The following is a 14,188-nucleotide window of genomic DNA, read 5'->3' on the forward strand; positions in this document are numbered from 1 at the left end:
TAATAAAAAGAAATAAAAGGATTAGAGAGGTTCTTTATTTGAAGGAACATTCAATAGACATTCAACTGAGTCATCCAGATGACCTGTTTCATCTTTTTGGTTCCAATGAACGCCATCTTCGTTTGATGGAAGAAGAGCTTGATGTGGTGATTCATGCCCGTACGGAGATTGTCCAGGTTTTGGGAGAAGAGACTGCCTGTGAGGAAGCCCGTCAGGTTATTCAAGCTCTCATGGTCTTGGTAAATCGTGGGATGACCGTTGGTACGCCAGATGTGGTGACTGCGATTAGTATGGTCAAAAACGATGAAATTGACAAGTTTGTCGCCCTTTACGAAGAAGAAATCATCAAGGATAATACTGGGAAGCCTATCCGTGTCAAAACCTTGGGTCAAAAACTTTATGTGGACAGTGTTAAACAGCATGATGTGACCTTTGGAATCGGACCTGCAGGAACTGGGAAGACCTTTCTTGCAGTTACCTTGGCAGTGACAGCCCTTAAACGCGGGCAGGTCAAGCGAATTATCCTAACTCGTCCAGCAGTGGAAGCTGGCGAGAGTCTAGGATTTCTTCCGGGTGATCTTAAAGAGAAGGTAGATCCTTACCTTCGACCTGTTTATGATGCCTTGTATCAGATTCTGGGAAAAGACCAGACGACTCGTCTCATGGAGCGTGAAATTATCGAGATTGCGCCTCTTGCCTATATGCGTGGACGGACGTTGGATGATGCCTTTGTCATTCTTGATGAGGCGCAAAATACGACCATCATGCAGATGAAGATGTTCTTGACTCGTTTAGGTTTTAATTCTAAGATGATTGTCAATGGAGATATCAGTCAGATTGACCTGCCGCGTAATGTCAAGTCCGGTTTGATTGATGCCCAAGAAAAGCTCAAGAACATTCACCAGATTGACTTTGTTCATTTTTCAGCTAAGGATGTGGTTCGTCATCCTGTTGTCGCTCAGATTATCCGAGCTTATGAACCAGCTCCAATTAAGGTTGAAGAAAAGAACCAAGAGACAGAATAGCAAAAAAGAGCAGTTCAGATGCGAACTGCTTTTAAGTTGCCCTGTATAAAAAGTTGTATGGCTAATTTATTATATACAGAATAATGATGATTCTAATCTGATGTTGGTAAAATTCTAGAAATATTAGTGCTGAAACCACCACATTTAAGTTAACTTATTATAAATTTTATTTTTTCTTAATTTTCTTAGCAATTAATAGGAAAAATTACGATAAATTTTATTGAAATAAAGATTTCAAAATGATAAAATGATATTTGGGTTAGAGTGGGCTTATGTCCAAAATTTGAAAGTACCTAACTCGCTTTCACATCTTAATAGAAAGGAGATATTATGAAAAAAGACAAGTGGTGGCTTCCATTTTTAGCAGTAGGAGTCATCATAGCTTTAGCGGTGGGTTTAATTTATTTCACTAGACCCACTAAGGATGGAGATATAGGAACGTCTTCAGTTTCGCAATCGACTTCAAGTGATGAGAACAATTCAGCTTTGAGTTTAAAAGGTCAACAACTTCCAGAATTTAAAATGACCTCTCAAGATGGAAAATTGATTGCTATCTCGGAACTGTATGATAAACCTATATTAGTTGTCGAATGGGCTAGTTGGTGTCCGCATTGCCAGAAACAACTACCCATTGTTCAGCAGATGTATGAAAGGTATGGAGATCAAATTCATTTTGTTCTTTTGAATATGAACGAACCAGGAAAAGAGACAAAGGAAACTGCTGATCAGTATATCAAAGAAAAAGGATATACTTTCCCGTATTATTATGACGAAGATCAGTCTGCAGCCGATCTTTTACAGGTTCAAACCATACCAAGTATGTATCTTGTGACAAAACAGCAACAGGTAAAGAATGTATTAGTAAATCATACCACTGCTGAAAATTTCTCGAAAGAGTTACAAGAACTGCTAAACTAACATACATTCATTTCGGAAAAAAGGAGGAAGAAGAAATCGCAATAGGATTTCAGAGAAAATTATGAGAGATTTCATTAAAAAGGTCTCCATTCTGTTTACGATTCTGTTTCTCTCTGTGCCATTAGGATTAGCTAGTTTACGTTTCGGTCGTGGTGCGGCTGATGAAACTGAGGTAATTCGAGTAGGAGATAATACGGAAATTATCCAGAATGGATGTTATCGTAAGATAAAGAAATCAGAAAAGACGGAATGGACAGTTCCGCGTAAACCAATTGACTTGGTTATCCTGCAGGATGCCAGTGGATCATTCCGAGAAACGATTCCAAGTGTCAAACGTGCTCTTAAACGGTTGACGACTTATGTTAGCCCAGAACAATACGATGAGACAAATCCTTATCTCGTTAAGACTGACGACCCTCGAACAACTGACCGGGTCTTCGTTGCTTCTTACCAAGGTTTGGATCAGGTGCGTTACTTTGAAAACAATGATTTTAGTGGTAACCCTGCGAACGTATATACTGATGCGAATTCGACTGGAAAAAACTACACCTATGGCAATAGTGGCTTAACAAGCGATCAAAATAAAGTTCATAGCTTCATTGATAATATTGCTGTTGATGGTGGGACCCCAACTGTTCCTGCGATTGATGATACAATCGCTCAGTACAACCGTGTCAAAGGCAATATGGAAAACGGTCGGAAGACGGTCTTCCTCCTGGTAACGGATGGGGTAGCCAACGGTTACCGTCTGCCAGGGACTAACACAGTGGTTATGGACAAGAGCTGGACAAGAACAGATGCTATTCAACGTGCTTGGGGAGTAAATAGCTATCCAGAAGCGGCTCAAGATATTACTGGTCGTGCCAATGAGTTGAGAGATGCTGGTGATCAGCTGAAAGCAGCGGTTGGTTCAGAAGGTTCTGTGGTTGTAGGTTTCTGGGAACGTGTTGATAATTTCACTGAACCATATTATCAATATGGTCCAGCTTATCTAAATGGTTTCGGTAACACTATTAATATTGGGGACAACCGTTCAGTGCAAGCCATCTTCCACGACGCACTTCAATCGATGGCTTCACCAGATAAGGTTGTGAACGGAAAGAACGTTTCCTTCTATGTTAATGAACAGAATAACATTGATGTGTTCTCACAAAAGATTTTAGAATCTGTAGCTGCAGCGTTGATCAAGGAAGACATCAAAGGTGAGTTCACTGTTACACCTGGATATAAGGTTGATGCTGTTCGAATCAATGGTAAGACTGTTGTTGAAAAAGTCACAGATCCATCAAAACAAATTCGTGGTCGAATCAATCAAGAAGGTGACAATGTCACAATCTATGTACCTGATAGTGTCTTCAACCCTGGAGATAACAATTTCGACTATGATTTGAGTAAGGAAGCTCGTGCTCCTGAAACGAATGAAGAGGATGAAGTTGATCCGCCAGCTGATTATAAACCTGTAAACGAAGAAGTTACAGTTCCTGAATTGACGGGTGTCTTCAAGACAGGTGAATTTTCAACTCAAAAAATCGGTGGACGTAATGAAAAAGTTGAAGTTCAAAAACTCGAGTACTGTTTCCCAAGTGTCACGAAGAGAATTACCGACGCAGATAAGAGTAATGACTTGGGAGAAATTGATGACCCGCTTGGTTTGACAAAGAAAAAAGCCTATTCTGCACAATTGTCAGACAAGGCAGAGGAGTTTACCTATACTCTTGATTACAACTTCAATAACGTAGCCTACGAATTTGAAAAGAACGTCATGTTGACAGACCCACTTGACTACCGTTTGGAAGTGGTTGAAAGTTCAGCTACTGGACCAAATGGAGAAAAATGGACCACTCGTGTAGTTAGTCAAGATGATTCAGAAGGCAACCCTCAAAGTGTCGTGGTTGCGGATGTTCCTGCTAAAGGATCCAACTATAATTACTTGGTATTGAAGAAAGCTCAAATGACCATTAAGGTTCGTTTGAAAGAACAATACCGCAATAATCAATCAAGTAAAGAATTCATGGCTCTCCTTCAGGAAAGTAATGGATTTGGTCTCCTAAACCAAGGGAACATCATGTGGAATGGTGATGACAATCAACCAAACCAAGATGCGCATGCCAAGACAGATACCAAACCAAGTACCATTCGCCGTTCAAATCCAGTTTACGTGAAACCGCCAGTAGTAACAGAGATTACGAAGAAGGTTAATGACAAAGAACATGAAGATTTGAAGGCAGAAGAGGAACTCTTTGAGTACAAGGTAACTGCTCCATGGCCAGGTATTGCGGACAACTTTACGCTGACAGATACAGTTGTTCCAGAGTTAGAAGTTCAAGCAGATAGTTTGAATGTAAAACTCGGTGGAAAAGATAACGCTGATTTGAAAGGTGCGACAACTGTTTCAGGTCAAACCGTTTCGTTGACACTAGACAAAACTAATCTTGAAAAAATCACTCGTAAAGTGAATCGCCGTAAGGTGAAAGACATTCAATATGTAGAATTAACCTTTAAGGCGAAAATCCGTAAAGGTGCTGATCTTTCTAAATACAAGAAAGATGGTCAAGTAAAAGTACCAAATACAGCGGATGTGATCTTGAACGATGTGAAACAAACCTCTAACGAAGTAACGGTTACCCCACCAAAACCAAAAGAACCAACGATTGATAAGAAAATCAATGAAAACTTGGATAGCTTCCAAACGTTTGATGGGCAACCATACAACTACAACATTACAACAGCAGTACCAAGTGATGTTGCTAATTACAAGAAATTTGTGATTCGTGATACACTGGATGCTAATTTGGAACTTGCAGGAGACGTAAGTATTAAAGGTTCTGCAGCGGCCCTCTTTGATATCCACACCAATGGCCAAGAGATTACGGCAACGGTGAAGGATGGTCAGTTTGGTGAACTTGCAAAATACTCAACTGTTGAATTAGTCATTCCTGCAAAAGTTAAAAATGGTGTGACAGGTACAACCATTGAAAACAAGGCTTCTATTTCCTTTACAAATGAGAATAATGTAGAGAAAGAAGTTGAATCGAAACCGGTCACCGTAACGCCACCTCCTGTAACGAAGAAGATCAATGAAACTCTTGATCACTTAGATATCGCGACAGGTCAAGCGTATAACTACAACATTAAGACAAAACTTCCAACAGATATTACAGATTACAAGAAATTTGTGATTACAGATACACTTGAAGGAGATTTGTCAGTTATCAATGAAACTTCAAGCAAACCAGTTATCAAAGGAGCAGCTGCCGCCTTCTTCGATGTAACAGTTGAGGGTCAAACCGTGACTGCAACGATGAAGGACTTTGCGAACGCTACAGACCTTGCTGGTCAAGAAGTGGAATTGATTATTCCGGCTAAGATCAATGATGGAGTGACTCGTATCAACATTCCAAATACTGCGAAGTTCAGCTTCACAGATAAGAACGATCATAGCGGAGAAAAAGAAACGAAACCTGTCACCGTAACCCCTCCATCAGAACCAGGTGTTGATAAGAAAATCAACGAAACACTGACAGAGGCAACAATCGGTGCGGAAACCGACTTTGCTTATAATATCAAAGCGAAATTGCCAAATGATATTACAACGTACAAGTCCTTCGTTGTAACGGATACCTTGGATGAGAACTTGACTCCAGGTCAAGCTGAAATCAAGGGAGCGGCAGCGAAATTCTTCGATGTAACAGTTCAAGGTCAAACCGTGACTGCAACGATGAAAGATTTTGCGAATGCGGGTGACTACGGTAACCAAGAAGTAGAGCTCGTGATTCATGCCAAAGTGAAGAAAGGCTCAACTGTTCCATCTATTGAGAACAAAGCTAAGATTACTTACACCAACAAGAATGACCAACAAGGTGAGAAAGAAACCAAGCCAGTCACTGTTACACCACCACCAATCACGAAGAAGGTGAATGGTCAGGAACACGCAGATCTTGGTAAGTTATCAGAAATCTTTACTTATACGATTGACTCAACGGTTCCACATGTGGCAGATAGCTTCACCATTTCAGATGATATCGTCAAAGAATTGGCATTTGAAGGAGAAGCAACGGTCACTGTTGATGGCCAAGCTGTTCAAGACCTCACTGTAACAACAGAAGGTCAACGTTTGACGGTCACATTTGGTAAAGAGCAAGTGAAACAATATGCTGGTAAAGCTGTACAAGTTTCATTTAAGGCTAAGGTGAAGGAAGGCATTACCTTTGATGCACTCTTAGCAGCTTATCCAAATGAATCAAAAGACAAGCCGGTAGTACCAAATACTGCTAGCTACATCATTAATGATAATCCTGATTCTAAGAAAGAATCAAAACCAGTTACCGTTACACCACCACCAACCACTACTCCAGAGCTTAAGAAGGAAGTAAACGGAGCAGAACGTTATGATCTTGCAAAACGTAATGAAGAGTTTACTTATACTTTGAAAACAACAATGCCTGCCAGCGCAACTGTGTTTGAGATGACAGACGAGTTGAAAGAAGTTCTAGAATTTGTTGGTGAGAATGCTTCAGCCACTGTTAAACTTGATGGTGAGGATGCAGGATCGAAGGCGACAGTGACACTTTCTGGTCAAGTCATCAAAGTTGCCTTTACAGAAGCTTCTGTAAAAGCAGATGCAGGTAAGTCCATTGAAGTGAATTTCAAGGCTAAGATTAGAGATAATGCCAACTTATCAGCTTATGTGAATAAAGATGGTAAGACAGAGATTCCGAATAAGGCTTCTTATGATATTGATCACAATCCGAAATATCACAAGGACTCTAACGAAGTCCCAGTAACGCCACCAACTCCAGAAGAGCCAGAAATCAAGAAAGATGTGAACGGCAAAGAATCTGAAACTCTTGACAAACGCGACCAAGTCTTCACATACAACGTGAAAACAAGTGTAGCGCAAGATGCGACAGCCTTCTCAGTCACAGATATCCTAGTGGACGTTCTTGAATTCGCAGGAACTTCAAGTGCTAAATTGAATGGTCAAGCTCTTGATGCTAGCCAAATCAAGGTAGAAGGTCAAACCATTACCTTGACGCTTACAGAAGACCAAGTGAAAGCCAATGGCGGTCAAGCCGTTGAATTAACATTCGACGCGAAGATCAAAGCCGGCGCGAACTTGTCTGCTTACCTATCAGAAGATAAGACTGTGAAAGTTCCTAACAAGGCAGCTTACAAGGCAGATCTTCCAAACAAACCAGGCTTTACGAAAGACTCTAATGAAGTTCCAGTAACGCCACCAACACCAGAAGAGCCAGAAATCAAGAAAGATGTGAACGGCAAGGCAGAAGAAACCCTCGCGAAACGTGATGAAGTCTTCACCTATAATGTGAAAACAAGTGTAGCGCAAGATGCGACAGCCTTTGCGGTAACGGATACCCTAGTGGACGTTCTTGAATTCGCAGGAACTTCAAGTGCTAAATTGAATGGTCAAGCTCTTGATGCCAGTCAAATCAAGGTAGAAGGACAAACGATTACCTTGACGCTTACAGAGGAACAAGTGAAAGCCAATGGCGGTCAAGCAGTTGAATTAACATTCGACGCGAAGATCAAAGCCGGTGCGAACTTGTCTGCTTACCTATCAGAAGATAAGACTGTGAAAGTTCCTAACAAGGCAGCTTACAAGGCAGATCTACCAAACAAACCAGGCTTTACGAAAGACTCTAACGAAGTTCCAGTAACGCCACCAACACCAGCAGAGCCAGAGATCAAGAAAGATGTGAACGGCAAAGAATCTGAAACTCTTGACAAACGCGACCAAGTCTTCACTTACAACGTGAAAACAAGTGTAGCTCAAGATGCGACAGCCTTCTCAGTCACAGATACCCTAGTGGACGTTCTTGAATTCGCAGGAACTTCAAGTGCTAAATTGAATGGTCAAGCTCTTGATGCTAGCCAAATCAAGGTAGAAGGTCAAACCATTACCTTGACGCTTACAGAAGAACAAGTGAAAGCCAATGGCGGTCAAGCAGTTGAATTAACATTCGACGCGAAGATCAAAGCTGGCGCGAACTTGTCTGCTTACCTATCAGAAGATAAGACTGTGAAAGTTCCTAACAAGGCAGCTTACAAGGCAGATCTACCAAACAAACCAGGCTTTACGAAAGACTCTAACGAAGTTCCAGTAACGCCACCAACACCAGCAGAGCCAGAGATCAAGAAAGATGTGAACGGCAAAGAATCTGAAACTCTTGACAAACGCGACCAAGTCTTCACTTACAACGTGAAAACAAGTGTAGCGCAAGATGCGACAGCCTTCTCAGTCACAGATACCCTAGTGGACGTTCTTGAATTCGCAGGAACTTCAAGTGCTAAATTGAATGGTCAAGCTCTTGATGCAAGCCAAATCAAGGTAGAAGGTCAAACGATTACCTTGACCCTTACAGAAGACCAAGTGAAAGCCAATGGCGGTCAAGCAGTTGAATTAACATTCGACGCGAAGATCAAAGCTGGCGCGAACTTGTCCGCATATGTGAAGGAAGACGGCCGTACACAGATTCCGAATAAGGCTTCTTATGACGCAAGCTTCCCACACAAACCAGGTGTGCACAAAGACTCTAACGAAGTCCCAGTAACGCCACCAACACCAGACGAGCCAGAGATCAAGAAAGATGTCAATACTAAGGCTGAGGAAACGCTTGCTGATCGTGACCAAATTTTCACATACAACGTGAAAACAAGTGTCCCAACAGATGTATCATCCTTCAGTGTAAGTGATACACTTGAGTCTGTTCTTTATTATGCAGGTTCAGCAAGTGCAATCTTGAATGGTCAAGCTCTTGATGCCAGTCAAATCAAGGTAGAAGGTCAAACCATTACCTTGACCCTTACAGAAGAACAAGTGAAAGCCAATGGCGGTCAAGCAGTTGAATTGAGCTTCACTGCTAAGATTAAAGCGGGAGCTGATTTGACTCCATATCTAACAGATCGTGGATTCACTGTTCCAAATACGGCTTCTTATGATGCAAACATTCCAAATAGACCAGGGCTACACAAAGATTCGAATAAAGTTCCGGTTATCGTTCCAAAAGAACCAGAACCAGAAATTACGAAGAAAATCAACCGTACCTTGGACCACTTGGATGTCGAATACGATGCACCTTACATGTACAATGTCAATACAGCTTTACCAAAAGATATTGATAAGTACAAAGAGTTCACCGTAACAGATACACTTGAATCTGTTTTGGCAATCCCTGATACGCCAGTAGCCTATGTGGACGGTCGTGATGCAAATGGAGCTCTTGAAACAAGTGTTGAAGGAAACACTGTCACTGTAAAAGTGAAAGATTTCGCTCGACTAAAAGGCTTCAAAGAGATTCAATTGTACATCCCAGCTAAACTCAAAGCGAATAGCGATTTGACTCCTTATAAGGATCAATTGGTACCAAACAAAGCAAGTGTTAACTTCAAGGATGCCAATGGTCAATCTGGCAGCAAGGAATCAAAACCGGTAACGGTGAAACCACGTGACCCAGAAAAACCAACTGATCCAACACCAGGTGAACCAGCTAAGTCTGTTGGACCAGAAGATGGATCTAAACCTGATAAAGAATACCACTTGCCAAACGCTTTAGATACCTTCCGATTCGATATTACTACACCGGTTCCAACAGATCCTGTAGATGAAAACGGAAATGCTAAGAAGGATCAATATGGTCGTCTTATCAAGACAGACTTGACTAGTTTTACAATCACGGATGAAATCAATTCAGTCTTGAAAGTCAACAAAGACCGTATCGCTCTTAAAGTTGAAAATGCTCAGTTTGACAAGATCAAAGCAACTCTTCAAGCTCAACTTGATCAAGCAGAGAAAGAACTCAAAGCTTTGACAGGCAAGTCAACAGAAGAGACTTCAACAGAGACTGGTAAGAAGGAAGAACTCAAGGCAGCGGAAGCTAAAGTAGCTGAATTGAAAGCGAAGTTGGAAGCAGCTAAGGCAGCGCAGCCAGCTAAACCAGCTGAAACTACAACACCAGCTACTCCAGCAACAGCTACTGAAGAAACAACTCCAGCTACATCTGATTCTTCTGCAACAGAAGATAAGAAACCTGCAACTAGCGAGCCAAGTCAAGATCTTGTAAGCTTGGAAGCAGAGTTGAAAGCAGCTGAAGAAAACTTGGCTAAACTTCAAGCACCAGCTGAGAAAGAAGCAGAATTGGCACCAGCTGATAAGAAACAACAACAAGAGAAACTCGAAAATGAAATCAAGAAACTAAAAGAAGCTCAAACCAAGCTTCAAGCAGCTATTGATAAATTGAGTAAGTCTTCAAATGATCGTGGTGAATTAGTAGGTAAAGATTTAGAAGCAATTGCTACTGTTACTTACGATGAAACTAGCAATGTTGTGACTTTTGAAATCAGCGACAAGGATGTTCTTGAAGCCTTGAAGGGAAGTACCGTACGTCTTGTACTTTACACTAACTTCAAAGAAGGAACAGATTTTACACAATTCGCTGCTGGTGTTCCTAATAAAGCTAAAGTAAGCTTTAACCATAATCCACAGCCTACCAATACAGTTATGGTGTTCCCACCTAAACCGGAGGAGCCAACAAAACCAACTCCTGTTGGGAATGTTCCACCAAAAGATCCAGGCAAAAACTTGCCAAATACAGGTTCTGAAGCATCTTCAATCTTTGGAGTACTTGCTGCCCTAGCTCTAGGACTTGCTGGACTTCTAGTTTGGAAGCGTAAAGCTGAACGTTAGTATCATATAGTAAGAGGAGAGTAGAAATATTTCCTCTCTTCCTTACTATATATTAAATGAATTAAGGGAAAAAGAATGAGTAGAAAAAAATTATTAAAGTTAGGGATTTCAATACTTGCTTTAAACGCTCTTGGAGTAGCAACGTATCATGTAGCTCCAGATCTATATCAAATTCCAACAGTGCATGCAGAAGAAACACCGGCGGAAGATGAAGAAATTCCAGATGGAGCAGAGCGAAACATTGCGCTTAAATTCAAAAGAATGCTTGATGATGTAGAGGCTTTCATCGCTGACTATAAAGCTAATCCTAATGATGAAGACAACAAAACTGGATTAGAAGATAGTTTGTCGGAAGCTACTAACTACCTTCCTACCGCAAAGAAGGCAATGAAGAGTCCAGAAGGTCAAAAAGGTTTTGTGGCATATGAAGCTCGCTACAATGAGTTGAAAGCCAAGGTTGAAGCTTTGTTGGCTGGTAAGACAGAACAACCAGCGGAACCAAAAGTTGAGCATCAAGAAATCACTACAACAGAAGAGATTCCTTATGCATCTCGTACCGAAAACAATGCTGATCTTGCAGAAGGTACTCGCAATGTGAAACAAGCGGGTGTTAAAGGTACTAAGACCATTACTTGGGATATCACACTGACAGATGGTAAAGAAACAGCTCGTACTAAGAAAAGCGAGAAAGTTACCAAAGAACCAGTAGAAGAAATCATCGAAGTTGGAACTAAGAAAACAGGTGTAGAAACCAAAGAAACAGTGACTGTAGAGGAAAAAGTTGCTTTCAAAGAAGAAACGAAAGTAGACCCAGCACTGGATAAAGGTCAAACGCGTGTTGAAGAAGGTGAAGAAGGTATCGATGAAGTCACTTATGAAGTGACAAAAGTGGATGGTGTTGAAAAATCTCGTAAAGAAGTTTCACGCAAGACCAAGAAAGCAGCCAAAAACAAGATTACTTATACCGGTTCAAAAGCTGTTGTAACGACTAAGGAAGTAACCAAAACTGAAGAAGTTGCCTTCCAGACTCGTGAGGTTGAAAATGCACTCTTAGCTGAAGGTGTTCGCCGAGTGAAGACAGCTGGTCAAAAAGGTGTTCGTACCATTGTTTACACAGTCACTTACACAGACGGAAAAGAGACAGGTCGTGAGGTGAAATCAAACACAATCACTACTCCAACAGTAGACGAAGTTGTCGAAGTTGGAACTAAGAAAGTAGTAGCCCCAGTTGTAACGACTAAGGAAGAAACGAAGACAGAAGATGTTGCTTTCCAAACTAAGGAAGTAACAAATCCAAATCTTCCAGAAGGCAGTCGTCAAGTGAAGACAGCTGGCCAAAAAGGTGTTCGTACCATTGTTTACACAGTCACTTACACAGACGGAAAAGAGACAGGTCGTGAGGTGAAATCAAACACAATCACTACTCCAGCAGTAGACGAAGTTGTCGAAGTTGGAACTAAGAAAGTAGTAGCCCCAGTTGTAACGACTAAGGAAGAAACGAAGACAGAAGATGTTGCTTTCCAAGTCAAAGAAGTGAAGAACGCAGACCTTCCAGAAGGAAGTCGTCAAGTGAAAGCTGCTGGTAAGAAGGGTGTTCGCACCATTGTTTATACAGTGACATACACAGACGGCGTTGAAACAGGTCGCGAAGTGAAATCAAACACAATCACCACTCCAGCAGTAGATGAGATTGTTGAAGTTGGAACTAAGAAAGTAGTAGCGCCAGTTGTAACGACTAAGGAAGAGACCAAGACAGAAGATGTTGCCTTCCAAGTCAAAGAAGTGCAGAACGCAGACCTTCCAGAAGGAAGTCGTCAAGTGATAGCTGCTGGTAAGAAGGGTGTTCGCACCATTGTTTATACAGTGACATACACAGATGGCGTTGAAACTGGTCGTGTTGAGAAATCAAGTACAATCACTACTCCAGCAGTAGACGAAGTTGTCGAAGTTGGAACTAAGAAAGATACTGTAACAACAGGGAACCAAGCTGAAAGCACTAAGAAAGAAGAAACTGCAAGCCAAGATAAGAAAGTTCTACCAAGCACAGGTACAGCTTCTACCAGTCTTCTTTCAATGATTGGTTTATTTATCGCCGGTCTAGTCGGCTTTGTCGTTCGTAAGAAGGACTAAGGCTCTCTAATTGTACAAAAGCATCTTTTGTACCAGAAATACTAAAAAGAACCCAGAATTTATTCTTGGGTTCTTTCTTTATAAATTAAAACGAATTACTATGGATAAGTTGTTAGAAACGATATCATGTTATGGAGTTTGTAGAGTAGTATGAGTCTATTCTAGCTTGAAAGAATGGTCAACCATTTTTAAACCAATTCATTGATAGAAGTAAAATCTCTACCCAGGCCTTGGGCGACTGGGAGGCTGGTCAAGTAACCTTGATAAGTGGTCACACCTTGACGCAAGCCTTCATCTTCAGCAATTGCTTGTGCGAATCCTTTGCCAGCCAGAGCTTCGATATAAGGAAGAGTGACATTGGTTAGGGCGATAGTAGAAGTACGGGCAACCGCACCAGGGATATTGGCAACGGCATAGTGGAGAACACCGTATTTTTCATAGACAGGTTCATCGTGCGTTGTCACACGGTCAGCTGTCTCGATAACGCCACCTTGGTCAACGGCAACGTCAACAATGACAGAGCCTGGACGCATTTGTTTGACCATCTCATCTGTCACCAATTTCGGTGCTTTGGCACCAGGGATGAGAACTGCACCAATCACCACATCAGCATCTCTCACACTTGCTTCGATGTTGAATGAATTAGACATAAGAGTTTGGATTTGGTTTCCAAAGACTTCTTCTAGAACTGAGAGACGCTTCGCACTGATATCTAAAATAGTCACTTGAGCACCAAGACCAAGGGCGATGCGGGCAGCATGTGTACCGACGACACCACCACCGATGATGGTTACTTTTCCTTTTGGAACACCTGGTACACCACCTAGTAGGACACCAGAACCACCAGCTTGCTTAGTAAGGAAGTGAGCTCCGATTTGAACAGCCATACGACCTGCAACCTCACTCATAGGAACGAGGAGTGGTAGTTGTCCTTGATTATCACGAACAGTTTCATAGGCAATTCCTGTTGTTTTGGCTGCTAACATAGCACCTGCTAATTCTGGAGCAGCGGCCATGTGCAAGTAGGTGAAGAGGAGAAGATCGTCGCGCAAATAACCATATTCAGAAGCTAGTGGTTCTTTTACTTTCACGACCAACTCGGCAGCCCAGGCTTCAGCAGCAGTTGCGACAATCTCAGCTCCTTGCTTTTGATAGTCTGCATCAGTAAATCCTGAACCGAGACCAGCATTTGTTTCGATGAGAACACGATGTCCACGACTGATTAAACTATGGACGCCAGCAGGAGTGAGGGCAACACGGTTTTCGTTATTTTTAATTTCTTTTGGGATTCCGATTAACATAGAGATAACCTACCTTTCAATTGTTAGATTGTTTTAGTTGTCACATTCCATTCCATAAATCAAAAATGTGATGGTTTTATTGTATATGAAACCGCTTCAAAAATCAAGAA

At 41.6% G+C, this 14,188-nt stretch carries 5 protein-coding genes; 4 read left to right on the plus strand and 1 reads right to left on the minus strand.

Annotated features, from left to right (window positions below; genetic code table 11):
• Positions 1-38 precede the first annotated feature (38 nt).
• The 4 genes from P8P68_RS01335 (at position 39) to P8P68_RS01350 (ending at position 12,777) form a co-directional block, all read left to right on the plus strand.
• Entirely contained in the window at positions 39-1,025 is a 987-nt protein-coding gene (locus P8P68_RS01335) for a PhoH family protein (protein ID WP_278276023.1), read from the plus strand.
• A 330-nt stretch (positions 1,026-1,355) separates the two neighbouring features.
• Positions 1,356-1,943 (plus strand): TlpA disulfide reductase family protein, encoded by a 588-nt coding sequence (locus tag P8P68_RS01340; protein WP_070800509.1) that lies wholly within the window; start codon positions 1,356-1,358, stop codon positions 1,941-1,943.
• 61 nt (positions 1,944-2,004) lie between these two features.
• Positions 2,005-10,647, plus strand: coding sequence for an LPXTG-anchored isopeptide-forming adhesin PadA (gene padA, locus P8P68_RS01345; protein WP_278276024.1), 8,643 nt, complete (start codon positions 2,005-2,007; stop codon positions 10,645-10,647).
• A gap of 75 nt (positions 10,648-10,722) precedes the next feature.
• Positions 10,723-12,777: a G5 domain-containing protein gene (locus P8P68_RS01350; protein ID WP_278276025.1), complete on the plus strand. Its 2,055-nt coding sequence runs from the start codon at positions 10,723-10,725 to the stop codon at positions 12,775-12,777.
• Between the two features lie 188 nt (positions 12,778-12,965).
• Here the strand turns inward: P8P68_RS01350 and ald are convergent, their stop codons facing one another.
• The gene (ald, locus tag P8P68_RS01355; protein WP_049501030.1) at positions 12,966-14,078 is read right to left on the minus strand and encodes an alanine dehydrogenase; all 1,113 of its coding nucleotides are present in this window, start codon (positions 14,076-14,078) and stop codon (positions 12,966-12,968) included.
• Between the last annotated feature and the right edge of the window lie 110 nt (positions 14,079-14,188).

The organism is Streptococcus sp. D7B5, assembly GCF_029691405.1.
Lineage (GTDB): Bacteria > Bacillota > Bacilli > Lactobacillales > Streptococcaceae > Streptococcus.